25 protein-coding genes are annotated in these 24,142 nt (G+C 60.2%); 23 read left to right on the plus strand and 2 right to left on the minus strand.

Annotated features, from left to right (window positions below):
• Positions 1–173: 173 nt before the first annotated feature.
• The gene (gene rne / locus ACM6I7_RS24750; RefSeq protein WP_414889446.1) at positions 174–3,413 is read right to left on the minus strand and encodes a ribonuclease E; all 3,240 of its coding nucleotides are present in this window, start codon (positions 3,411–3,413) and stop codon (positions 174–176) included.
• 699 nt (positions 3,414–4,112) lie between these two features.
• Between rne and rluC the strand changes: the two genes are divergently transcribed.
• Genes rluC through sppA form a run of 3 tightly spaced genes read left to right on the plus strand, consistent with a single transcriptional unit; the run spans position 4,113 to position 6,736 of the window.
• On the plus strand, positions 4,113–5,075 hold the full coding sequence (rluC, locus tag ACM6I7_RS24755) for a 23S rRNA pseudouridine(955/2504/2580) synthase RluC (RefSeq protein ID WP_027612350.1): 963 nt from the start codon (positions 4,113–4,115) through the stop codon (positions 5,073–5,075).
• Positions 5,062–5,724: an HAD-IA family hydrolase gene (locus tag ACM6I7_RS24760; RefSeq protein WP_414889447.1), complete on the plus strand. Its 663-nt coding sequence runs from the start codon at positions 5,062–5,064 to the stop codon at positions 5,722–5,724. Before rluC ends, ACM6I7_RS24760 begins: the two co-directional genes overlap by 14 nt.
• A gap of 22 nt (positions 5,725–5,746) precedes the next feature.
• Complete coding sequence (gene sppA / locus ACM6I7_RS24765; protein WP_103369222.1) at positions 5,747–6,736, plus strand: signal peptide peptidase SppA; 990 nt, start codon at positions 5,747–5,749, stop codon at positions 6,734–6,736.
• 52 nt (positions 6,737–6,788) lie between these two features.
• Here sppA and ACM6I7_RS24770 read toward each other — a convergent pair whose 3' ends face one another.
• Positions 6,789–7,367, minus strand: a complete 579-nt coding sequence (locus tag ACM6I7_RS24770) for a Maf family protein (protein WP_414889448.1) — start codon at positions 7,365–7,367, stop codon at positions 6,789–6,791.
• Positions 7,368–7,472: 105 nt separating this feature from the next.
• Here ACM6I7_RS24770 and ACM6I7_RS24775 point away from each other — a divergent pair, with 105 nt between their 5' ends.
• The 20 genes from ACM6I7_RS24775 to ACM6I7_RS24870 all read left to right on the plus strand — a co-directional run bounded on the left by ACM6I7_RS24775 (position 7,473) and on the right by ACM6I7_RS24870 (position 24,118).
• Positions 7,473–8,000: a YceD family protein gene (locus tag ACM6I7_RS24775; protein WP_003204262.1), complete on the plus strand. Its 528-nt coding sequence runs from the start codon at positions 7,473–7,475 to the stop codon at positions 7,998–8,000.
• A gap of 13 nt (positions 8,001–8,013) precedes the next feature.
• Positions 8,014–8,196 (plus strand): 50S ribosomal protein L32, encoded by a 183-nt coding sequence (gene rpmF / locus ACM6I7_RS24780; protein ID WP_003179396.1) that lies wholly within the window; start codon positions 8,014–8,016, stop codon positions 8,194–8,196.
• A gap of 4 nt (positions 8,197–8,200) precedes the next feature.
• Positions 8,201–9,211: a phosphate acyltransferase PlsX gene (gene plsX / locus ACM6I7_RS24785; protein ID WP_080963300.1), complete on the plus strand. Its 1,011-nt coding sequence runs from the start codon at positions 8,201–8,203 to the stop codon at positions 9,209–9,211.
• 122 nt (positions 9,212–9,333) lie between these two features.
• The gene (fabD, locus tag ACM6I7_RS24790; protein WP_414889449.1) at positions 9,334–10,272 is read left to right on the plus strand and encodes an ACP S-malonyltransferase; all 939 of its coding nucleotides are present in this window, start codon (positions 9,334–9,336) and stop codon (positions 10,270–10,272) included.
• A gap of 16 nt (positions 10,273–10,288) precedes the next feature.
• Positions 10,289–11,029, plus strand: coding sequence for a 3-oxoacyl-ACP reductase FabG (gene fabG / locus ACM6I7_RS24795; RefSeq protein ID WP_027612356.1), 741 nt, complete (start codon positions 10,289–10,291; stop codon positions 11,027–11,029).
• Between the two features lie 196 nt (positions 11,030–11,225).
• Positions 11,226–11,462: an acyl carrier protein gene (acpP, locus tag ACM6I7_RS24800; protein WP_003175607.1), complete on the plus strand. Its 237-nt coding sequence runs from the start codon at positions 11,226–11,228 to the stop codon at positions 11,460–11,462.
• Between the two features lie 108 nt (positions 11,463–11,570).
• Entirely contained in the window at positions 11,571–12,815 is a 1,245-nt protein-coding gene (gene fabF, locus ACM6I7_RS24805; protein ID WP_003227039.1) for a beta-ketoacyl-ACP synthase II, read from the plus strand.
• Entirely contained in the window at positions 12,815–13,630 is an 816-nt protein-coding gene (gene pabC / locus ACM6I7_RS24810) for an aminodeoxychorismate lyase (RefSeq protein WP_414889450.1), read from the plus strand. Before fabF ends, pabC begins: the two co-directional genes overlap by 1 nt.
• 3 nt (positions 13,631–13,633) lie before the next feature.
• Positions 13,634–14,830 (plus strand): endolytic transglycosylase MltG, encoded by a 1,197-nt coding sequence (gene mltG / locus ACM6I7_RS24815; protein ID WP_096794882.1) that lies wholly within the window; start codon positions 13,634–13,636, stop codon positions 14,828–14,830.
• A gap of 19 nt (positions 14,831–14,849) precedes the next feature.
• Positions 14,850–15,482, plus strand: coding sequence for a dTMP kinase (gene tmk, locus ACM6I7_RS24820; protein WP_414889451.1), 633 nt, complete (start codon positions 14,850–14,852; stop codon positions 15,480–15,482).
• Positions 15,475–16,458 carry a DNA polymerase III subunit delta' gene (locus ACM6I7_RS24825; RefSeq protein ID WP_027612361.1) on the plus strand — a complete coding sequence of 328 codons (984 nt, stop codon included), beginning with the start codon at positions 15,475–15,477 and terminating at the stop codon, positions 16,456–16,458. The genes tmk and ACM6I7_RS24825 overlap by 8 nt, the downstream gene beginning before the upstream one ends.
• A gap of 42 nt (positions 16,459–16,500) precedes the next feature.
• Positions 16,501–16,857 carry a PilZ domain-containing protein gene (locus tag ACM6I7_RS24830; protein ID WP_027612362.1) on the plus strand — a complete coding sequence of 119 codons (357 nt, stop codon included), beginning with the start codon at positions 16,501–16,503 and terminating at the stop codon, positions 16,855–16,857.
• A 15-nt stretch (positions 16,858–16,872) separates the two neighbouring features.
• Entirely contained in the window at positions 16,873–17,664 is a 792-nt protein-coding gene (locus ACM6I7_RS24835) for a TatD family hydrolase (RefSeq protein ID WP_027612363.1), read from the plus strand.
• 352 nt (positions 17,665–18,016) lie between these two features.
• Positions 18,017–18,655, plus strand: a complete 639-nt coding sequence (locus tag ACM6I7_RS24840) for a TetR/AcrR family transcriptional regulator (protein WP_007950805.1) — start codon at positions 18,017–18,019, stop codon at positions 18,653–18,655.
• Between the two features lie 137 nt (positions 18,656–18,792).
• A complete protein-coding gene (locus ACM6I7_RS24845) occupies positions 18,793–19,761 on the plus strand; it encodes a GTP 3',8-cyclase MoaA (RefSeq protein ID WP_027612364.1) in 969 nt (322 codons plus the stop codon).
• A gap of 169 nt (positions 19,762–19,930) precedes the next feature.
• Positions 19,931–20,536, plus strand: a complete 606-nt coding sequence (locus ACM6I7_RS24850; protein WP_007967613.1) for a DUF4823 domain-containing protein — start codon at positions 19,931–19,933, stop codon at positions 20,534–20,536.
• A gap of 15 nt (positions 20,537–20,551) precedes the next feature.
• A complete protein-coding gene (locus tag ACM6I7_RS24855; protein ID WP_027612365.1) occupies positions 20,552–21,112 on the plus strand; it encodes a DUF1285 domain-containing protein in 561 nt (186 codons plus the stop codon).
• Between the two features lie 192 nt (positions 21,113–21,304).
• A complete protein-coding gene (locus tag ACM6I7_RS24860) occupies positions 21,305–22,021 on the plus strand; it encodes a FadR/GntR family transcriptional regulator (protein WP_047598787.1) in 717 nt (238 codons plus the stop codon).
• Between the two features lie 132 nt (positions 22,022–22,153).
• Complete coding sequence (locus ACM6I7_RS24865; RefSeq protein ID WP_414889452.1) at positions 22,154–23,029, plus strand: SMP-30/gluconolactonase/LRE family protein; 876 nt, start codon at positions 22,154–22,156, stop codon at positions 23,027–23,029.
• A gap of 270 nt (positions 23,030–23,299) precedes the next feature.
• Positions 23,300–24,118 (plus strand): SDR family oxidoreductase, encoded by an 819-nt coding sequence (locus ACM6I7_RS24870; protein WP_414889453.1) that lies wholly within the window; start codon positions 23,300–23,302, stop codon positions 24,116–24,118.
• Positions 24,119–24,142: the final 24 nt, after the last annotated feature.

The raw sequence follows: 24,142 nt of genomic DNA on the forward strand, positions 1-24,142 counted from the left end.
TGTAGGAGTGAGCCTGCTCGCGATAGCGTTGGGTCAGTGTCATTTGTGGTGGCTGATACACCGCTATCGCGAGCAGGCTCACTCCTACAAGGGATCGGGGTGATGCTTGAATTGGATGAGATAAAAAAGCCCCGCCTGATTGCTCAGGCGGGGCTTTTTATTGGCTTGCGGAATCAGACGAGCGGTTTAGGCTCGTGCTGTTTTTCCTCGGTCGCCTGGTGATGCTCGACCGCGTCCTGAACGGAGCGTGGTGCTTCGGCGATCACCGATTCAACCACCGCTTCTTCAGTCACGGCAGCAACCTCGACCACTTCAGCAGCCGGAGCAGCAGCGGCAGCCAGTTCGGCTTCCTTCTGCAGACGCTCGGCTTCACGCTTGCGGCGACGCACTTCACGTGGGTCGTTTGGCGCACGGCCGTTTGGCGTCAGGGCGCTGACCGGAGCGGCTTCAACCACTGGAGCAGGGGCTTCGGCAACCACTGGCGCTTCGACCACCGGTGTTTCAACCACTGGCGCTGGAGCAGGTTCGGCGGCTTCGACCACTGGCGCGGCAGCCTTGGCTTCTTCAACCACTGGGGCTTCAACGACTGGCGCTGAAGTTTCAGCGACGGCAGGCTCGGCAACCCAGTTGAACGCGGTCTGTTCTTCGCGTACTTCACGCACGGTTTCGGTCACGGTTTCAGTGACGGTTTCAGCAACCGGCTCTGCGGCCACGACTGGCGCCTCAACGGCAGGTTGTGCAACGGATTCAACCTGAGGCAGTGTTTCTTGAACCGGTGCCACTTCGACTTCCGGAGCAGCAACCACTTCCACTGGGGTAGTGGCCTCAACAACCGGCGCTTCCACTGGAGCGGTTGCCTGAACAGCGGCGGTGGCGCGTTCGGCTTGCTCGTGAGCCTGTGCTTCGGCCGGAGCGCTGATCACGCTGCTGGCAACAGCGGCAGTGACGGCCAGGCCGGCAGCCAGATCGGCAGCGCTTGGTGCTGTTTCAGCGTTTTCGCCGGACTCGGACTCTTCCGAACCTTCGATCACGTTGCCGTTGGCATCACGCTGACGCTCGCGACGGTTGCTGCGACGACGCTGACCACGGGAGCGACGACGTGGGCGATCGCCTTCGGCGTTGTCCTGACCGTCTTCCGGCAGTTGCTCTTCGTTGCTGTTCACTTCTTCTTCAGCAACGGCAGCAGCAGCCTGCTCGGCACGCGGTTGACGCTCTTCACGCGGTGGGCGCGGTGCGCGCTCTTCGCGAGGCTGACGGGCCGGACGCTCTTCTGCGACCACAGCGGCAGCGGCAGCCGCTACGGGTGCAGCCGGAGCGGCGTCCAGTGGCTCGCGCAGTTCACGCACACGCTCTTCACGCTCGCCACGTGGCTTGCGGTCTTCGCGCGGCGCACGTGGTGCACGTTCTTCACGCGGAGCGCGGGGTGCGCGTTCTTCGCGAGCGGCCGGTGCTTCGCTGCGGGCTTCACGCGGCTCGCGGACTTCACGGGCTTCACGTGGCTGACGCTCTTCACGCGGCTCGCGTGGGGCGCGCTCTTCACGCGGAGCACGTTCTTCGCGCGGCTTGCGCTCTTCATCGCGGCGACCGTTACGGTTGCGGCTCTGCTGACGACCGTTGCGACGCTCTTCGTTGCGCGCTGGACGCTCGGTGGCCGGTTTTTCAACGACGACCGGAGCGGCTGGCTCTTCTTTGGTCGCGAACAGGCTGACCAGCGATTTCACCAGGCCTTTGAACAGGCTTGGCTCTGGCGCGGCAACTGGAGCCGGTGCAGCAGCGGCAGGCGCGGCGACTTCGGTCGGCACCGGCGCATTGGCACGGGCCGGCGCAGTCTTGACCGCGGCTTCCTGGCGAACCAGGGTGCGGGTCGCAGCGGCTGGCTGGACTTCTTCGACTTCGGCAGCGGCAGCAGCGATTTCGTAGCTGGACTGGTTGGTCGCAGCTTCCGGGCTGTCGTCACGCAGACGCTGAACTTCGAAGTGCGGGGTTTCCAGGTGATCGTTCGGCAGAATGACGATACGGGCACGGGTGCGCAGTTCGATCTTGGTGATCGAGTTGCGTTTTTCGTTGAGCAGGAACGCGGCGACCGGGATCGGCACCTGGGCGCGCACTTCGGCAGTGCGGTCTTTCAGGGCTTCTTCTTCGATCAGGCGCAGGATCGCCAGCGACAGCGATTCGACGTCACGGATGATGCCGGTGCCGTTGCAGCGCGGGCAGACGATGCCGCTGCTTTCGCCCAGCGATGGACGCAGGCGCTGACGGGACATTTCCAGCAGGCCGAAGCGCGAGATGCGGCCGATCTGCACTCGAGCGCGGTCGGCTTCCAGGCATTCGCGGACTTTCTCTTCCACGGCGCGCTGGTTCTTGGCAGGGGTCATGTCGATGAAGTCGATGACGATCAGGCCGCCGATGTCGCGCAGGCGCAACTGACGGGCGATTTCTTCGGCGGCTTCAAGGTTGGTCTGCAGCGCGGTTTCTTCGATGTCGCTGCCTTTGGTGGCGCGCGCCGAGTTGATGTCGATGGACACCAGGGCTTCGGTCGGATCGATGACGATGGAGCCGCCGGAAGGCAGTTCGACGACGCGCTGGAAAGCGGTCTCGATCTGGCTTTCGATCTGGAAACGATTGAACAGCGGAACGCTGTCTTCGTACAGCTTGATCTTGCTGGCGTACTGCGGCATCACCTGGCGGATGAAGGTCAGGGCTTCGTCCTGGGCTTCAACGCTGTCGATCAGCACTTCGCCGATGTCCTGGCGCAGGTAATCGCGGATGGCGCGGATGATCACGTTGCTTTCCTGGTAGATCAGGAATGGCGCGGAGCGATCCAGCGAGGCTTCTTTGATGGCGGTCCACAGTTGCAGCAGGTAGTCGAGGTCCCACTGCATTTCTTCGCTGCTGCGGCCCAGGCCGGCAGTGCGCACGATCAGACCCATGTCGGCTGGAGCAACCAGACCGTTCAGTGCTTCACGCAGTTCGTTGCGCTCTTCGCCTTCGATGCGACGGGAGATACCGCCGGCACGCGGGTTGTTCGGCATCAGTACAAGGTAACGACCGGCCAGGCTGATGAAGGTGGTCAGGGCGGCGCCCTTGTTGCCACGTTCTTCTTTTTCGACCTGAACGATGACTTCCTGGCCTTCGCTCAGGACGTCCTTGATGTTGACGCGGCCTTCAGGGGCTTTCTTGAAGTATTCGCGGGAGATTTCTTTGAGGGGCAGGAAGCCGTGGCGCTCGGAGCCGAAATCGACAAAGGCAGCCTCAAGGCTTGGTTCGATGCGAGTGATACGGCCTTTGTAGATGTTGGCCTTCTTCTGCTCGCGTGCACCGGATTCGATGTCCAGGTCGTAGAGGCGTTGGCCATCTACCAGTGCAACACGCAACTCTTCGGGTTGAGTTGCGTTAATCAGCATTCTTTTCATGTAGTACCGTCGGTTTCCGGGCTGCCGGAAACGGCGTTCGGCACACACGACTTCTCACGGTCGGTGTCAGGTGCGTCGGGAGTGGTTGGCCATTCCCGTGTCCAGCGATGTCAGGCCAATTGGGCCGATATCGCGACGTACGCGTCCTGCTTGCTGTGGCTACTTAAGCACTCAGTCAGGAGGAGGAATCAACCAGCGGCTGTGGACGAGATGAAGCGTCTTGATAAAGCCTATTGCTACACAGTCCGGCGGTTGTGCATCTCCACCCTACACGTATCCCTGATAATTCGGGTGCTGCCGCGCGCAGAATCCGCAGCGGGTTGGCATTTACCGTGAGCTCCGAAAGGGGAGGTCACGCATCATGGCTAATTCAGGCGATGTTTCCGAAGCCTTCGCTCGGGGTCATCTGCAGCTGACTGCACTTTGTGAACTGGCCTCGAATATTTGCCTGTCAGGCGAGTGAAAACTCTGCTCGACGGTGTAATTCAGGCCTCATGTCACCTGCGCTTGTTACAACTGCAAACTCCACCGTTACGTAGCGAAAGCCCCGTAGGACGGCCTCGCGTCCTGGTGAATTGCGTTGGTCAGGGCCGGTTTTTGACCGTGGTTCCGCTGTCCAGGCCGCTTTTGGCGGCGTTCGCGACTATAGCAGCAATGATTAAGTGCTTCAATTCCATAAAAATTGTTATCATCCGCGGCATGACAACTACTGCCCCTTCGACTCCAGGCGTTCAACTGCTTGAAGTCTCGCCGGAGTATGCCGGCCAACGAATCGACAATTTCCTCCTTGCCCGGCTCAAAGGCGTGCCCAAGACCCTGATTTACCGCATTTTGCGTAAAGGCGAAGTGCGCGTGAACAAGGGGCGGATCAAGCCCGAATACAAGCTGCAGGCCGGCGATATCGTGCGCGTGCCGCCGGTTCGTGTGCCTGAGCGCGACGAACCGGTGCCATTGGCTCAAGGCCTGTTGCAGCGGCTGGAAGCCTCGATTATCTACGAAGACAAAGCCCTGATCGTGATCAACAAGCCCGCCGGCATTGCGGTTCACGGCGGCAGTGGCTTGAATTACGGGGTGATCGAAGCCTTTCGTCAGTTGCGCCCCGATGCCAAAGAGCTGGAGCTGGTTCACCGTCTCGACCGTGACACCTCCGGCCTGCTGATGATCGCCAAGAAGCGCAGCATGCTGCGGCACTTGCATGCCGCCCTGCGCGGTGACGGTGTCGACAAGCGCTACATGGCGCTGGTGCGCGGCAACTGGGCGACCTCGATCAAGCAAGTCCGTGCGGCGCTGGGCAAGAGCAACCTGCGCTCCGGCGAGCGCATGGTCGAGGTCGACGAGGAGGAGGGCAAGGAGTCGGTGACCGTGTTCAAGGTCCTGCGGCGCTTCGGCGACTTTGCCACCCTGATCGAAGCCAAGCCGATTACCGGGCGCACCCACCAGATCCGCGTCCACACCTTGCACGCCGGGCACTGCATTGCTGGCGACACCAAGTACGGCGATGACGGTTTCAGCAAGGAAATCCGTGATCTGGGCGGCAAGCGTCTGTTCCTGCACGCCTACATGCTGACCGTGCCGCTGCCCGATGGCGGTGAGCTCAAGTTGCAGGCGCCGGTGGATGAAATGTGGGCCAAGACCGTGGAGCGATTGAGTGCGCCCATCTGATTACAAACTGCTGATTTTCGATTGGGACGGCACCCTCGCTGATTCCATTGGTCGGATTGTCGAAGCTATGCATTCTGCGTCCGCGCGTTCCGGTTTCGAGTTGCGTGATGATTTTGCCGTCAAGGGCATCATCGGTCTGGGCTTGCCCGAGGCGATCCGCACCTTGTACCCGGACATCAGCGATGCCGAGATGACCCTGTTTCGCGAGTATTACGCCGACCACTACATCGCGGCAGAAGCCGTGCCTTCGCCGCTGTTCGAAGGCGTAGTGGAGTCGATGGCGTCGTTTCGCGAGCAGGGCTACCACCTGGCGGTCGCGACCGGCAAGAATCGTCGTGGACTGGATCGGGTGCTCAAGGCCAATGGCTGGGAAGATTATTTCGATATCACCCGTGCCGCCGACGAGACCGCGAGCAAGCCGCATCCGCTGATGCTTGAGCAGATTCTCGCGCATTGTCGCGTGCGGCCCGAGCAGGCGCTGATGGTCGGGGATTCGTCCTTCGATCTGCTGATGGCGCGTAATGCGGGCATGGCGTCGGTGGCGGTCAGCTACGGCGCGCAGTCGATCGAGTCGCTGCAGCAGTTCGAACCGCGCCTGTCGATCGACCGTTTTAGTGAATTGCACGCCTGGCTGAGGCAGCAGGCTTAATATGTTTTTGCTGGGGTAGCGCATGACCGACGAATGGAAAGCATCGGCCAAGGCAAGTGCCGACGACGGTGACGAGAAAAGCTGGAAGCTACTGGAAAAGACTTTGCTGGCCAGTGTGCAGGAGCAGCGTCGCTCACGGCGTTGGGGGATTTTCTTCAAGCTGCTGACGTTTGTTTATCTGTTTGTCGCGCTGATCCTGTTCACGCCGCTGATGGACATGGAAAAGAGCGCCACCCGTGGCCCGAACTACACCGCGCTGATCGACGTCACCGGCATGATTGCCGACAAGGAGCCTGCGAGCGCTGACAACATCGTCGGCAGCCTGCGTGCAGCCTTCGAGGACAAGAAGGTCAAGGGTGTGATCCTGCGGATCAACAGTCCTGGCGGCAGTCCGGTGCAGTCGGGTTATGTGTATGACGAGATCAAGCGTCTGCGCGGTCTGCACCCGGACACCAAGGTGTACGCGGTGATTTCCGATCTCGGTGCGTCCGGTGCCTATTACATCGCCAGTGCTGCGGATCAGATCTATGCCGACAAGGCCAGTCTGGTCGGCTCCATCGGTGTAACGGCCGCCGGTTACGGTTTCGTCGGCACCATGGACAAGCTCGGCGTCGAGCGTCGCACTTATACCTCGGGCGAGCACAAATCGTTTCTGGATCCGTTCCAGCCACAGAAGCCTGACGAGACTGCGTTCTGGCAGACCGTACTGGATACAACGCACAAGCAGTTCATCAACAGTGTCAAACAGGGTCGTGGCGATCGCCTGAAGGACAAGGAGCATCCGGAGTTGTTCTCCGGGCTGGTCTGGTCCGGCGAGCAGGCGCTGCCGTTGGGCTTGATCGATGGCCTGGGCAATGCCAGTTCGGTGGCGCGCGACGTAATTGGCGAGAAAGAGCTAGTGGATTTCACTGTGCAGGAATCGCCGTTCGACCGCTTCTCGAAGAAACTTGGCGCCAGTGTGGCTGAGCAGTTGGCGATGTGGATGGGTTTCCACGGGCCTTCGTTGCGTTAAGCCTGGTGCAGTGTTGAAAAGAAACCGGCCTCAATGGCCGGTTTTTTGTGCGTTAAGGGATTTGCACGCCCTCGACCAGCAGCATGTCGATCAGGCGAATCAGCGGCAGACCGATCAGGCTGGTTGCATCAGGCCCTTCGGTGGACTGGAACAGACTCACGCCCAACCCTTCAGCCTTGAAGCTTCCGGCGCAGTCGTAGGGCTGCTCCAGGCGCAGGTAGCGTTCAATTCGCGCCTCGTCGAGCTGACGCATGTGCACGGTAAACGGCACGCAGTCGACCTGGCAGTGGCCGGTCTGGCTGTTGAGCAGCGCCAGGCCGGTGAGGAAGGTCACGCTGGCGCCGCTGGCGGCGAGTAGTTGCTCGCGAGCCTTGTCGAAGGTGTGTGGCTTGCCGATGATCTGATCGCCGAGCACTGCGACCTGATCCGAGCCAATAATCAGATGAGCGGGATGGCTCGCGGCGATTGCGCGGGCTTTCTGTTCGGCGAGGCGCTTGACCAGTTCGATGGCGGATTCGCCCGGTCGGTGGCTTTCGTCGATATCCGGCGAGCTGCAGACGAACGGTAGGTGCAGGCGGGCGAGCAATTCCCGGCGATAGGTCGAGCTGGAAGCAAGTAATAAAGGCAGCATTGGCGTCTCCTGAGGCAGGCGCGAATTCTAGCGGAGGCACGCAAGTGACGGACAGGGCACAATTTCCTTTGACATGGGTGGGTGCATCCCTATAATGCTGCGCCTATGTTGAATGACCCGATTCCACCTCACGTTGACCCGCGCAAATTGGCTGACCGTGGCACCACCCTTCAAGGTGAACTGCTGCTGGCCGATTTGAAGAGACTCTGCGACCCGCTTTCCGACGATGTCGGTACGGTGCAGGCCAAATTCGTTTTTGAACGAGATGAACGTAAATCTGTGGTGATCCACAGCTTTATCGACACCGAAGTCAAAATGGTTTGCCAGCGTTGTCTTGAGCTGGTCACCCTGCCGATCCACAGCGAATGCAGTTACGCTGTAGTGAAGGAGGGTGCGAATACCCAGTCGTTACCGAAAGGTTATGACGTGCTGGAACTGGGCGAAGATCCATTGGATCTGCAGTCACTGATCGAGGAGGAGCTTCTGCTCGCCTTGCCCATTGTGCCTGCTCATCATCCGGAAGAATGCCAGCAGCCGGCGGGAGCAGATGAACCCGAACCGAGCGAGGACGAGGTAACGCGGTCCAACCCGTTCAGTGTATTGGCGCAGTTAAAGCGTGACCCAAACGTTTAGGAGTTAATCAATTATGGCTGTTCAGCAGAACAAAAAATCCCGCTCTGCCCGTGACATGCGCCGTTCGCACGACGCTCTCGAGGCTAGCACCCTGTCTGTAGAAAAAACAACTGGTGAAGTTCACCTGCGTCACCACGTATCGCCAGAAGGCGTATACCGTGGCCGTAAAGTGATCGACAAGGGCGCTGACGAGTAATCACTTGTCCGCTCAAGTCATCGCGATTGACGCAATGGGCGGGGACTTCGGTCCCCGCAGCATTGTTCAGGCCAGCCTTGCTTGCCTTTCTGCTACGCCCTCGCTGCACCTGACCCTCGTCGGTCAACCCTCCCTACTTGAAGAACTGATCAACGGCCAATCGGCTGCCGATCGCGCGCGCCTGACAATTGTCCCGGCGTCTGAAGTCATCACCATGGACGAAAAGCCGACCCAGGCCTTGCGTGGCAAGCCGGACTCGTCGATGCGTGTCGCCCTGGAACTGGTGCGTGACGGCAAGGCTCAGGCCTGTGTTAGTGCCGGCAATACCGGGGCGTTGATGGCGCTGTCGCGATTTGTGCTCAAGACCTTGCCGGGGATTGATCGGCCGGCGATGGTGGCGGCGATTCCGACGCAGAAGGGTTATTGCCAGTTGCTCGACCTGGGCGCCAACGTCGATTGCAGCGCCGAGCATCTATTGCAGTTCGCGGTGATGGGCTCGGTGGCGGCGCAGACGCTGGGCATCGCCCGGCCGCGTGTCGCGTTGCTGAATATCGGCACCGAGGACATCAAGGGCAATCAGCAGGTCAAGCTGGCGGCGACCTTGTTGCAGGCGGCGCGCGGCATTAACTATATCGGTTTTGTCGAGGGCGATGGCCTGTATCGCGGCGAGGCGGATGTGGTGGTCTGTGACGGTTTTGTCGGCAATATCCTGCTCAAGTCCAGCGAAGGCCTGGCGACGATGATCGCCGCGCGCATTGAGGCCTTGTTCAGGAAAAACTTTGCTTCCCGCGTGGTAGGTGCTTTGGCCCTGCCATTGATGAAGCGCCTGCAGGCGGATCTCGCACCGGCGCGACATAACGGCGCAAGCTTCCTCGGCTTGCAGGGTATCGTGGTGAAAAGTCACGGTTCGGCCGGGGTTCAGGGCTTTCAGAGTGCGATTCAGCGCGCGCTGATCGAGATTCAGGAGAACCTGCCCGAGCGCCTCCACGGTCGTCTGGAGGATTTGTTGTCTTAGGCGTTTTCGTCGGACAATGCTTAAATGTGACCGCCCGGTTCAAAGGGCCATCCAACTGTCAGTTTCTTGCGTCCCCCAGTGGGGCGTCATTTTCGACGACAAGATCATTAGGGGCTTGTTACATGTCTGCTTCCCTCGCATTCGTCTTTCCAGGACAGGGTTCGCAGTCCCTCGGCATGCTGGCCGAGCTGGGCGCGGAATATCCGTTGATCCTCGAAACCTTCAAAGAAGCCTCCGCTGCTCTGGGCTATGACCTGTGGGCACTGACCCAGCAGGGCCCGGAAGAGCTGCTCAATCAAACCGACAAAACCCAACCGGCCATTCTGACCGCTTCGATCGCCCTGTGGCGTCTGTGGCTGGCTGAAGGTGGCGCGCGTCCGGCATTTGTTGCCGGTCACAGCCTGGGTGAATACAGCGCGCTGGTTGCTGCCGGCAGCCTGAGCCTGGCCGACGCGGTGAAGCTCGTTGAGCGCCGTGGCCAGTTGATGCAGGAAGCCGTTCCGGCCGGGCAGGGCGGCATGGCTGCCATCCTCGGTCTGGAAGATGCCGACGTGCTGGCAGCCTGTGCCGAAGCGGCGCAGGACGAAGTGGTCAGCGCGGTGAACTTCAACTCGCCTGGCCAGGTAGTGATTGCCGGCGCCAAGGGCGCGGTTGAACGTGCCATCGAGGGCTGCAAGGCCCGTGGCGCCAAGCGTGCCATGCCGTTGCCAGTGAGCGTGCCATCGCACTGCGAACTGATGCGTCCGGCTGCCGAGCGCTTTGCCGAATCCATCGCCGCCATCAACTGGCAGGCGCCGCAGATCCCGGTCGTACAGAACGTCAGCGCGCAAGTGCCGGCCGATCTGGAGACCCTCAAGCGTGATCTGCTCGAACAACTGTACAAGCCCGTTCGCTGGGTTGAATCGGTTCAGACGCTGGCTGCCAAAGGCGCTACCAGTCTGGTCGAGTGCGGCCCGGGCAAAGTGCTGGCCGGTCTGAACAAACGTTGCGCCGAAGGCGTTTCGACTTCCAATCTCAATACCCCAGACGCTTTCGCTGCCGCCCGTGCAGCGCTGGCCTGAATCAGGAGAAACTTGCATGAGTCTGCAAGGTAAAGTTGCACTGGTCACCGGTGCAAGCCGCGGTATCGGCCAGGCTATCGCACTGGAACTGGGTCGTCAGGGCGCCATCGTTGTTGGCACCGCGACCTCCGCCAAGGGTGCCGAGGCGATTGCTGCCACGCTCAAGGAGCACGGCATTCAAGGTACCGGCCTGGAGCTGAACGTCACCAGCGACGAATCCGTTGCCGCCGTGATCGCGAGCATTCAGGAGCAGTTCGGCGCGCCGGCGATTCTGGTCAATAATGCCGGCATCACCCGCGATAACCTGATGATGCGCATGAAAGACGATGAATGGTACGACGTGATCGATACCAACCTGAACAGTCTGTATCGCCTGTCCAAGGGCGTTTTGCGTGGCATGACCAAGGCGCGCTGGGGCCGAATTATCAGTATTGGCTCGGTGGTGGGTGCCATGGGCAACGCAGGCCAAGTAAACTATGCAGCCGCCAAGGCCGGTCTGGAAGGTTTCAGCCGTGCGATGGCGCGTGAAGTCGGTTCGCGTTCGATTACGGTCAACTCGGTAACCCCTGGGTTCATCGACACCGATATGACCCGCGAACTGCCGGAAGCACAGCGTGAAGCCTTGCAGACGCAGATTCCGCTGGGCCGTCTGGGACAAGCTCAAGAGATCGCCTCGGTGGTCGCTTTTCTTGCATCCGACGGTGCGGCATACGTCACTGGGGCTACAATCCCGGTGAACGGTGGGATGTACATGTAAGTAAAATGTGACGGATTGCTTCAAAAAAATGTCATACGAGCTGTCTAAAATCCGTTATAAAGCTGCAATCTATTTATAGGCAGAGGGCCGCAGGGTTTGAGGAGTGAAGCTTTCAGTTGAAAAGCTGAAAAGCCTTTCTATACACTTACCCACTGGCCAGCTGCCTGAATTTGTCCATTAGGAGTGAAAACAAGGTATGAGCACCATCGAAGAGCGCGTCAAGAAAATCGTTGCCGAGCAACTGGGCGTTAAAGAAGAAGAAGTGGTCAACACTGCTTCCTTCGTTGAAGACCTGGGTGCCGACTCCCTTGACACCGTTGAGCTGGTGATGGCTCTGGAAGAGGAATTCGAGACCGAAATCCCTGACGAAGAAGCTGAGAAGATCACTACTGTACAAGCTGCAATCGACTACGTTACTAGCCACCAGGCGTAATAGTTTGTAATCGTTGTCTGCTGTCATGGAAAAACCGCACTGCCATCATGGCGTGCGGTTTTTTCTTTAGGCCTGATGCAAAGTCGTCATTTGAAAAAGGAGAGTGCTGTGTCGCGTAGACGCGTCGTAGTCACCGGTATGGGTATGTTGTCGCCACTGGGCACGGATGTGCCGAGCAGTTGGCAGGGCATTCTGGCTGGCCGCAGTGGCATTGGTCTGATCGAACACACCGACCTTTCTGCCTATTCCACCCGTTTTGGCGGCTCGGTAAAGGGCTTCAATGTCGAGGAATACCTGTCGGTCAAGGAAGCACGCAAGCTCGACCTGTTCATTCAGTACGGTCTGGCCGCGGGTTTTCAGGCTGTTCGCAACGCCGGTCTGGAAGTCACCGACGCCAACCGTGAGCGCATTGGCGTGGCCATGGGCTCGGGCATCGGCGGTCTGACCAACATCGAAGAAACCAGCCGTACCCTGCATGAGACGGGCCCGCGTCGAATTTCGCCATTCTTCGTGCCAGGCTCGATCATCAATATGATTTCCGGTTTTCTGTCCATCCACCTGGGTGCACAGGGGCCGAACTACGCCATTTCCACTGCCTGTACCACCGGTACGCACTGCATTGGCATGGCGGCGCGCAACATCATGTACGACGAGGCCGACGTAATGATCGCCGGCGGTGCCGAGATGGCCGCGTGCGGTCTGGGCATGGGCGGCTTCGGCGCGTCCCGTGCGCTGTCGACCCGCAACGACGAGCCGACTCGCGCCAGTCGTCCATGGGACAAGGGCCGTGATGGCTTCGTGCTGTCTGACGGTGCCGGTGCGCTGGTACTCGAAGAACTCGAGCACGCCAAGGCCCGTGGCGCCACGATCTACGCCGAGCTGATCGGCTTCGGCACCAGTGGCGATGCGTTCCACATGACGTCGCCACCCGCTGATGGCGCCGGTGCAGCCCGCTGCATCACCAATGCGCTGCGCGATGCGAAGATCAACATCGACCAGGTGCAGTACATCAACGCCCACGGTACTTCGACCCCGGCCGGCGACCTTGCCGAAGCCAACGCGATCAAGACCGTGTTCGGTGATCACGCCTACAACCTGGCGGTCAGCTCCACCAAGTCCATGACCGGTCACCTGCTGGGTGCGGCGGGCGCGGTCGAGGCGATCTTCAGCGTACTGGCGATCAACAGTCAGGTGGCACCGCCGACCATCAACCTCGATGAGCCGGATGAAGGCTGCGATCTCGATTTCGTGCCGCACACTGCGCGCAACATGGACATCGACGTCGTACTGTCCAACTCGTTCGGGTTTGGCGGCACCAACGGCACGTTGGCATTCCGCCGGTTCGCCGGTTGATGGACAGCTGGGTCGACGGTCAGCCGGCTGACGCTCTGTCGCTGAAAGATCGCGGCCTGGCTTATGGCGATGGGCTGTTCGAGACCATTGCCGTGCACGGCGGCCAGCCGGTATTGCTGGATCGTCACCTGACGCGTTTGGCCGAGGGCTGCTCGCGTCTGGCCATCGCCGCGGATATCGAGCGGGTTCGCAGCGAGCTACTGGCTTATGCCGCGGCAATGGGCGAGGGCGTGCTCAAGCTCATTCTGACCCGAGGTGATGGCTTGCGCGGCTACGCGCCCGATCCTGCGGCGCAGGGTCGACGCATTCTGCAAGGCAGTCCGCCTGCGACTTATCCTGCCGTGCATGGCGAGCAGGGCGTGCGCCTGTTTCCCTGCGTCACGCGATTATCCAACCAGCCGTTGCTGGCCGGTCTCAAGCATCTGAATCGTCTGGAGCAAGTGCTCGCCCGCGCCGAATGGCACGACAGCGAACACGCCGAAGGTTTGATGCTCGATCAGGCCGGACGGGTCATCGAAGGCGTGTTCAGCAACCTGTTTCTGGTGCGCGACGGCGTACTGATCACCCCGGATCTGAAGCGCTGTGGCGTGGCCGGTGTGATGCGTGCTGAAATATTGTTTCAGGCCGAGTCATTGGCCATCCCCACTCAAATCATCGACATCAGCCTCGAACAGCTGCAATGGGCTGATGAAGTCTTTGTTTGCAACAGCGTGTATGGCGTCTGGCCGGTACGTGCCTACGCTGCACTGAGCTGGCCGGTTGGCCCGCTCACCCGTAAACTGCAAACCATTGCCCGCGCGCTACTGGATGCTTGATTCGTGAGACGTAAACTCTTGCTGCTGCTGGAAACCGGACTGGTTCTGGCAGGGCTGCTGATGGGCGCCAGCGCCTGGAAAATTCATTCGGCGCTGGAACAGCCCCTGAATATCACGCAGGAAGAACTGCTGGATGTGCCGAAGGGCTCGACGCCGACCCGTACCTTTCTTGAACTTGAAACCGATGGGGTCATCAAGGACGCCTTCTGGTTGCGCATCTACTGGCGCTTCAATCTGGCCGGCACACCGATCCATACTGGCGAATACCGCATGCAGCCGGGCATGACTGTCAACGGTCTGATCGACCTGTGGAAGCGCGGCGAAGTGGTGCAGTACAGCCTGACGCTGGTCGAGGGCTGGAATTTCCACCAGGTCCGTGCCGCGCTGGCAAAAGACGAAAAGATCGAGCAGACCCTCAAGGGCTTGAGCGACAGCGAAGTGATGGAGAAAATCGGCCATCGCGGGCTGTTCCCGGAAGGGCGATTCTTCCCGGATACCTACCGCTTTGTGCGCGGTGTTTCCGACGTCGAATTGCTGAAGAAAGCCTTCGACCGCCTCGACGAGGTGTTGGCCAAGGAGTGGGAGAACCGCTCCGCTGATGCGCCGTACAGCGAGCCATATCAGGCGCTGATCATGGCCTCGCTGGTAGAGAAGGAAACCGGTGTGCCGCAGGAGCGTGGGCAGATTGCCGGCGTGTTCGTGCGCCGCATGGCGCTGGGCATGCAGTTGCAAACCGACCCGACCGTGATCTACGGCCTGGGCGATCGCTACACCGGCAAGTTGACCCGTGCTCATCTCAAGGAGCCGACGCCCTACAACACCTATGTGATTCCCGGATTGCCGCCGACGCCGATTGCCATGGTCGGCCGCGAGGCGATTCACGCCGCGCTCAATCCGGTGGAAGGCAACAGCCTGTATTTCGTCGCCCGTGGCGATGGTAGCCATGTGTTCTCTGATGACCTTGATGCGCACAACAGTGCAGTGCGCGAGTTCCAGCTCAAGCGTCGCGCCGATTACCGCTCCAGCCCGGCCCCGGTGAATGCGCCGGCTGTTCCGGCTTCGGCGACCGAGGAGGCGACTCCTGCGGCGTCCCCGGATACCGCGCCTGAAGCGCTGCCGCAGGTTCCCGCTCAGGAACCCGCACCGACGCCGGCTCCTGCTGCCGAACCCGCGACGACCGCACCGCAAAACGCGCAATGACTTTGATTAAGGACTGCCTGTGACTGGCTTGTTTATTACCCTGGAAGGCCCGGAAGGCGCCGGCAAGAGCACCAACCGCGAATACCTCGCCGAGCGTCTGCGCGCCGAAGGTATCGAAGTGGTACTGACCCGCGAGCCCGGCGGTACGCCACTCGCCGAGCGCATTCGCGATGTGCTGCTGGCCCCGGCCGATGAAGTCATGAACCCCGATACCGAGCTGTTGCTGGTGTTCGCCGCGCGCGCCCAGCATCTGGCCGAAGTGATCCGTCCGGCGCTGGCGCGCGGCGCGGTGGTGTTGTGCGATCGTTTCACCGACTCGACTTACGCCTATCAGGGCGGAGGTCGTGGTTTGTTGCTGGAACGCATTGCTGCGCTGGAGACGTTCGTTCAGGGCGACCTGCGTCCGGATCTGACGCTGATTTTCGATCTGCCGGTGGAAATCGGCCTGGCCCGCGCCAGTGCCCGTGGCCGTCTGGATCGATTTGAACTGGAAGGACGGGCGTTTTTCGAAGCGGTACGCAATGCGTTTCTGCAACGCGCCGAGGCTGATCCGGCGCGCTATGTGCGCATCGATGCCGGTCAGCCATTGGTCAAGGTTCAGCAATCACTGGACACCTTGATTCCGAACTTGCTGGAGCTGATTCGTGGCTGAGGCCTATCCATGGCAGGACAGCCTCTGGCAGCAACTGGCCGGACGTAGCCAGCACGCCCACGCGTACTTGCTGCACGGTCCGGCCGGGATCGGCAAGCGCGCGTTGGCCGAGCGCCTGATGGCCAGCCTGCTGTGTCAGCGTCCGACCCCCGAGGCGTGCGGTGAGTGCAAATCCTGCCTGTTGCTCAAGGCCGGCAGCCATCCGGACAATTACATCCTTGAGCCGGAAGAAGCCGACAAGGCGATCAAGGTCGACCAGGTCCGTGATCTGGTCAGTTTCGTGGTGCAGACCGCGCAACTGGGCGGGCGCAAGGTGGTGCTGATCGAGCCGGTGGAGTCGATGAACATCAACGCCGCCAACGCTTTGCTCAAGAGCCTCGAAGAGCCGTCCGGCGATACCGTGCTGTTGCTGGTCAGCCACCAGCCGAGCCGTTTGCTGCCGACGATCAAGAGCCGCTGTGTACAGCAGGCATGTCCGCTGCCGGGCGAGGCCATGAGCCTGCAGTGGCTGGCGCAAGCGCTGCCGGAGTGTTCCGAAGAGGAACGCGTCGAATTGCTGACGCTAGCGGCTGGTTCGCCGTTGGCGGCAGTCAGCCTGCAGTCCCAGGGCGTGCGTGAACAGCGGGCGCAGGTGGTCGAAGGGGTGAAGAAGCTGCTCAAACAGCAGCAATCGCCGACGCAACTGGCCGAAGAGTGGAAAAGCATTCCGATGCTGCGCCTGTTCGACTGGTTCTGTGACTGGTCGAGCCTGATCCTACGCTACCAACTGACCCAGGATGAAGCCGGCCTCGGTCTGAGCGACATGCGCAAAGTCGTGCAGTACCTGGCGCAGAAAAGCGCCCAAGGCAAAGTCCTCGATATTCAGGACTGGATTCTCGCCCAGCGGCAGAAAGTCCTGAGCAAAGCCAACCTCAATCCGGCACTGCTGCTGGAAGCGTTGTTGGTGCAATGGGCGGGATTGCCTGGTCAAAGATAAGAATGTGTACCTAGACTCTGAACATCAGCAGTGGAGGTCAACATGAATGAAGCCATCAGCCCCGGGCCGCGCAACGGCATCCTGTCCCTGACGATCAAGGACAAATCGGTGCTTTACGCCGCCTACATGCCGTTCATCAAGAACGGTGGCCTGTTCATCCCGACCAACAAGAGCTACAAGTTGGGCGACGAGGTGTTCATGCTGCTGAACCTGATGGACGAGGCGGAGAAGATTCCGGTGGCCGGCAAGGTCGCCTGGATCACCCCCAAAGGTGCGCAAGGCAATCGTGCCGCCGGTGTCGGCGTGCAGTTCAATGAAGGCGACAACACCGCCCGCAGTCGAATTGAAACCCATCTGGCCGGAGCACTGAAATCCGACCGTCCCACTCATACGATGTAAGTAGCCGTCTTTTTTATGCTCGTAGATTCCCATTGTCACCTTGATCGCCTCGACCTCGCCGCCCATGACGGTTCGCTGGATGCTGCACTCGATGCGGCTCGCCAGCGAGGGGTAGGACACTTCCTGTGTATCGGCGTGAGTGCCGATAACGCCGCCGACGTCAAAGCCCTCGCCGAGCGCTACGACGACGTCGATTGCTCGGTTGGTGTGCACCCATTGGATGTGCAACCGGGCGCGGCGCCTGCACTTGACTGGCTGCTGCACGAACTCAATCACCCGAAAGTGGTGGCGATCGGTGAAACCGGTCTGGATTATCACTACGAACCGGAAGCCGCCGAGCTGCAGCAGGCATCCTTCCGCCTGCACCTGCAAGCCGCACAGCAGACTGGTAAGCCGGTGATCATCCACACCCGCGGCGCCCGTGCCGATACCCTCAAGCTGCTGCGTGAAGCGGCATTGCCCCAGGCCGGTGTGCTGCATTGCTTCACCGAAGACTGGGACATGGCCAAAGCCGCGCTGGACATGGGCTACTACATTTCCCTGTCGGGCATCGTCACCTTCCGCAATGCCGACGCCCTGCGTGATGTGGCGAGCAAAGTGCCGGCCGATCGCTTGCTGGTGGAGACCGACTCGCCGTATCTGGCGCCGATCCCTTATCGCGGCAAGCCGAACCTGCCGCAGTATGTGCGTGAGGTGGCGGAGTTTCTGGCGATGCTGCGTGGGGAGAGCTACGAGCGGTTTGCCGAGCAGACCACCGAGAACTTCAAGCGCCTGTTTCCGCTGGCCTCTGTCAAATCTGCCATGTAGGTCACCGCCAAATCGCAGGCAAAAAAAACCCGGGTTCTGGGGGGTGAATCCGGGTTAAGACCATTAGGAGTAAAACAAAGGCACGCGGTCCCTTGGTACCTTTACCGGCACGGCACTTGGGGGAGATGCCGCCCGACAGTTCAAGTATTGATCAGTCTGGCGTTCAGTCCAGTTAGCCGGTCGAGGTTTTTAAACAAATTTGGAATACGTGCGCTTCAGTTGAGTTCTCATTGCACCCCTGGCGTTCGCAAAATGAACAAGAAACGCAGATATGGTCGGATGATCCGTGCATTTTTGTGCAAGTTAGGCATAATACGCGGCTTCGAATTTTGACCCCTACAGACCTTTTCTTATGCACAAAGAACCTCGTAAGGTCCGTGAGTTTCGTCGCCGCGAGCAAGAAATTCTCGATACCGCGCTCAAGCTGTTCCTCGAACAAGGTGAAGACAGTGTCACCGTCGAGATGATTGCTGATGCCGTGGGTATCGGCAAAGGCACGATCTATAAGCATTTCAAATCCAAGGCCGAGATCTATCTGCGCCTGATGCTCGATTACGAGCGTGATTTGAACGAGCTGCTGCATTCGGCCGATGTCGACAAGGACAAGGAAGCGCTGTCCCGTGCCTACTTCGAATTCCGCATGCGCGACCCGCAGCGCTACCGCCTGTTCGACCGTCTCGAAGAGAAGGTGGTAAAAGGCAATCAGGTGCCGGAAATGGTCGAGGAGCTGCACAAGATCCGTGCCTCGAACTTCGAACGCCTGACCCTGCTCATCAAAGGCCGGATCAGCGAAGGCAAGCTCGAAGACGTGCCGCCATACTTCCACTACTGCGCGTCCTGGGCGCTGGTGCACGGCGCGGTGGCGCTGTATCACTCGCCGTTCTGGAGCAATGTGCTGGAAGATCAGGAAGGTTTCTTCCAGTTCCTGATGGACATCGGCGTGCGCATGGGCAACAAGCGCAAGCGCGACCCGGAAACACCGAGCAGCTGAATCATTCAGCGGCCTTATTGCGCCATGATTTCGCTACATGACGCAGTACCGCAGGAATATACTCAGGCATAGGGCTTGCTAAAACTTGATTTGTGAGTCAAGTTTTAGCGGCTCGAAATTCTATCGCCGGAGTGATCATGATCGTTGACCGTCAAGGCAGGCGTTTTCGCAATTTGCGCATCAGCCTGACTTCAGCCTGCAATTACGCCTGTACCTACTGCGTGCCCAACGGCAAGCGGCTGGTGGCTGCGCAGGATGAACTGTCGGCCGAGGCCATGGCCCGCGGCGTGGCTTATCTGATCGAAGCCGCCGGCATCGAGCGCTTGCGCATCACCGGTGGCGAGCCGCTGGTCAGCCCCAAACTCGAATCTTTCATGAGCGCCGTCGGCAAGATGGGCCTGGAAGACATCAGCCTGACCACCAACGGTCAACTCCTGGCGAAGAAGCTGCCGCTGCTGGTGGATGCCGGCCTGCGCCGGATCAACGTTTCTCTCGATACCCTGGATGCCGGTGCGTTCCGCAGCATTGCCCGTGGCGGCGATCTGGCGACCGTGCTCGATGGCATGGACCAGGCGAAAGCGGCGGGACTGAAGATCAAGGTCAACATGGTGCCGTTGCGTGGGCAGAACCTGGATCAGGTGATGCCGCTGCTCGATTACTGCCTGGAACGGGGCTATGAGTTGCGTTTCATCGAGTTGATGCGCATGGGCCACCTCGCCACCGACTCCAACGCCTTCCTGCAACAGTTCGTCAGCCTGCAGCAACTGCTGAGCCTGATCGGCGAGCGCTACGAGTACGCCCAGGCAGATGCGCCGGTGGATGCCACGGCCGTGCGCTATGCGATACCGGGCCGCGGCCATTTCGGCGTGATCGCCAACGAAAGCGTGCCGTTCTGCAGAACCTGTTCGCGTTTGCGTCTGTCGTCGACCGGCTGGCTGCATGGCTGCCTGTCGTCGAGCAACCGCCACTATGTCGGTGATCTGCTCGACAAGCCTCGCCATCAGGCGTTGCCGGCGTTGCAGCGTCTGTTGGTCAAGGCGTTGGGCGACAAGCAGGAAGTGGCGTTCTCCGGTGGCGCGACAATCATGAAGATCATCGGCGGTTGATCTCTATTTTTCGCGAGCAGGCTCGCTCCCACATTGATTTGCGCAATCCTGTGGGAGCGAGCCTGCTCGCGAAAGCAACTCATCATTCGACAAAGATCCTGAGCTGGCGCAAAAGCTGCATCCAACGGCCATTCGCCGGTTTTCCGTCACCGGCTTCTGGAGGATGAGGATGCGTAGCCTGGTTTTGCTGCTGGCCGTTTTGGCGCTCGGCGGCTGTATGACTGTCAGCGATATGGCCGAAGGCACTCGCTATCAGATGAGCGACGCGGGGCTGCTGGATCACAGCGACAGCCGTCGGGTGAACAACTTCCGCATTCAGCCGGATTCGTTCATCTACATCGCTCAGGGCGCATTTGCACCGCCGGGTGGCTCCTATCCGCGCCCGAACGTGGTGGCAGAAGAAGCGTTCAAGGGTTTTGTCGAATACTTCCCGATGGTCCGCCGCGCGCGTGCCCCTGAAGGCCTCGATCAGGCGATGGGCGAAGCCCGCGATGCCGGCGCGCACTACCTGCTGTACACCCGTTTCGCCAAGGCTGACGACCGTATCGGTAACTCTGACGAATGGCTCGATCAGGAGGCCGTGGATCGCCTCGGCATCGATGGCGGGGTGATTCAGATCATGTTGATCGAGACCAGCACCCAGTATTTGATTGATACTGCACGGATCAAGAGTCGTGGCGGTTTACTGACGTTCCACGATAACAAGCCGGAAGACCTGATCGGCCCGCCGCTGGCGCAATACGCGCGCAGCCTGCTGGGAGTCGGCGACCAATAAACCAAGGAGTACGCCATGAGTGGACCGCAAAAAGCCAATGACCTGTTGGGGCAGATCCCCAAAACCAAAGGCCTGCCGCCGGTGCACTTGTGGAACCCGGACTTCTGCGGCGACATCGATATGCGCATCGCCCGCGACGGCACCTGGTATTACCTGGGCACGCCGATCGGGCGCAAGCCGATGGTCAAGCTGTTCTCCACCATCATCCGCCGCGACGGCGATGATTACTTCCTGATTACCCCGGTCGAAAAGGTCGGGATCAAAGTCGACGATGCGCCGTTCGTGGCGATTGCCGTGGAAGCCGAAGGCGAGGGCGAAGCGCAGGTCCTGCGTTTCACTACCAACGTTGAAGAGACTGCTGAGGCCGGGCCGGAACATCCGATCCGCGTCGAGATCGACCCAATAACCCAGGAACCTGCGCCTTACGTGCATGTGCGCACCAACCTCGAAGCGCTGATTCACCGCAATGTGTTTTACCAACTGGTGGAACTGGCGGTCAGTCGCGAAATCGACGGGCAGCGCTGGTTGGGCGTATGGAGTGGCGGCGAGTTCTTCCGGATCGGCCTCGAACCCTGACAATGAATCAAACGTGGGAGGGGGCTTGCTCCCGAAGGCGGTGTGACAGTCACTCTATGTATTGACTGCTGCACTGCCTTCGGGAGCAAGCCCCCTCCCGCATTAATTGATGGGCAACCTGAAAATCTGATTTGACACTCAATCATATGATCATTAGCGTGGACACCCATCGCCAAGAGCTTTGAGGTGTCCATGTCCAGCAGCTTTCATGCATCAACGGTCGATTGGCTGGGCAGCTGGATTGCCGCTGGCCAGGTCAAGCCGGGACAGGCGATCAAGGTCGAGGCGGATCTGGGCGAGCAGTTAGGTGTCAGCCGCACGGTGATTCGCGAAGCGATCAAGACCCTGGTCGCCAAGGGCATGCTCGAAGTCGGGCCTAAGGTTGGCACTCGCGTGTTACCGGTACGGCGCTGGAACCTGTTCGATCCGCAAGTCGTCGGCTGGCTTTCACGCAACGGCCTGCCGGAAAACTTTGTTGATGACCTGCTCGACCTGCGCCGCACCATCGAACCGATGGCCGTGCGCTGGGCCTGCGAGCGCGCCAGCCTGGAGCAGATTCACGCGGTGCAACTGGCCTACAACGCGCTGGAACGGGCGGTCGACAGCGGCATTGATTACAACCGTGCCGACCAGGCCTTCCACGAATGCATTCTGGCGGCCAGCCACAACCAGTTCATCGAGCAAATGGTCCCGGCCCTCGGCGCCTTGCTCGCCGTGTCGTTTGAAGTCTCCGCTGCCGACCCCGATGAACTGCGTCGCACCTTGCCGATCCACAAAGACATGGCCGACGCCATCGCCGCCCGTGACTCCGCGCGCGGCGTGTGGGCCTGCATGACCCTGATTGACAATGCCGACCTGGCAATCAAACGCTTTTACCCACAGGTGATGGCCGACAAAAAAGCCAGTTGAAAACACAAATCCCCCTGTAGGAGTGAGCCTGCTCGCGATGGCGGTGGGTCAGTCACAATCGTCGTCACTGACCCACCGCCATCGCGAGCAGGCTCACTCCTACAGTTAAAACAACAACATGAAGGATTCGATATGCCGTTGACCGCCGTAACCCAACACCGCGCCAAGCTCGGTGAAGGGCCATTCTGGGACGCCCCGACCCAGGCGCTGTACTGGGTCGATATCGCCGGCAAGCAGGCGCTGCGGCTGATCGGCAACAATGTGCAGATCTGGCAGATGCCCGAGCACGTTTCCGCGTTCATCCCCTGTGCCAGTGGCGACGCGTTGGTGACATTGAGCAGCGGCGTGTATCGACTGGATCTCGATTCCCCGGGCCTCGAACCACGCCTCACGCTGTTCTGCATCGCCGACCCGCAACCCGGCAATCGACCCAACGAAGCACGCTGCGACGCCCAAGGCCGACTGTGGCTCGGCACCATGCAGAACAACATCGGTGACAACGGCGAAGACCTGCCGATCGAGCGTCGTTCCGGCGGCTTGTTTCGCATTGATCCCGACCAGCGTGTCACGCCATTGCTGCTCGGTCTCGGCATTCCCAACACACTGCTGTGGAGTGATGACGGCACCACGCTGCTGTTCGGCGACAGCCTCGACGGGGCGCTCAATCGCTATTTCATTCACACCGATGGCAATCTGGATAACGCCGAGATCTGGTATGGCCCCGACGAGAACGGCGGCCCGGATGGTTCGGCAGTCGACGCCGAAGGGTATGTGTGGAACGCCCGTTGGGACGGCAGCTGCCTGCTGCGTCTGACGCCGGACGGCAAGGTCGATCGCAGATTCGACCTGCCCGTCAGCCGGCCAACCAGTTGCGTATTCGGCGGCGAAGACCTGAAAACCCTGTACATCACCAGCGCCCAGAGTCCGCGCAACCATCCACTGGATGGCGCAGTCCTGTCGATGAGGGTCGATGTGCCGGGCAAACTTTGCACACGCTTCGCTGGCTAAATCCCAAAATATGGGATGCAAAATTATATATTGAGATTATTTGGCAGTCGGGTTTATAGTCGGCTCCAGCAGTAACACGCACTCACACTTAAAAAGAACAAAACAGGTGAAGTGATGCAGCGAACCTCTATCGCACTCCTCAGCGGAGTCAGCGTCTCGCAACGGACCGGCGTCGCTCGCCGCGCCTGCCTGTTTCGTTTTCACAGTTTTCCAGACCGGACATCGGCAGATGCCCGGTTTTTTTGTGCTGACGAACAGGAGTCCTGATCCATGGCTGAACCTCTTTCCTTGCCGCCGGTGCCCGCGCCGCCGAAGGGTGAGCGTCTGAAAAACAAAGTGGTGCTGCTGACTGGCGCCGCCCAAGGCATCGGCGAAGCCATTGTTGCCACGTTCGCCTCGCAGCAGGCCAGACTGGTGATCAGCGATATTCAGGCAGAGAAGGTCGAGAAGGTTGCCGCCCACTGGCGCGACAAGGGCTACGACGTGCAGGCGATCAAGGCTGACGTCTCGCGCCAGCAAGACCTGCATGCCATGGCCAGACGGGCGATCGAGCTGCACGGGCGCATCGACGTGCTGGTCAACTGCGCCGGAGTCAACGTGTTCCGCGACCCGCTGCAAATGACCGAAGAAGACTGGCGTCGTTGCTTCGCCATCGATCTGGACGGTGCCTGGTACGGTTGCAAAGCCGTGCTGCCGCAGATGATCGAGCAGGGTGTCGGCAGCATCATCAACATCGCCTCGACCCATTCCAGCCACATCATTCCCGGCTGCTTCCCGTATCCGGTGGCCAAGCACGGCCTGCTTGGGCTGACCCGGGCGCTGGGTATCGAATATGCGGCGAAGGGCGTTCGGGTCAACGCCATCGCCCCGGGGTACATCGAGACGCAACTCAACGTCGATTACTGGAACGGCTTTGCCGATCCCCACGCCGAGCGTCAGCGAGCCTTCGATCTGCACCCGCCGAAACGCATCGGCCAGCCGCTCGAAGTGGCGATGACCGCCGTGTTTCTGGCCAGTGATGAAGCGCCGTTCATCAACGCCTCGTGCATCACCATCGATGGTGGGCGCTCGGTGATGTACCACGACTGAGTGGATCGGGTTTCAGGCGGTGAA

It is taken from the genome of Pseudomonas sp. IT-93MI4 (genome assembly GCF_949767635.1).
Taxonomy (GTDB): Bacteria; Pseudomonadota; Gammaproteobacteria; order Pseudomonadales; family Pseudomonadaceae; genus Aquipseudomonas; species Aquipseudomonas putida_A.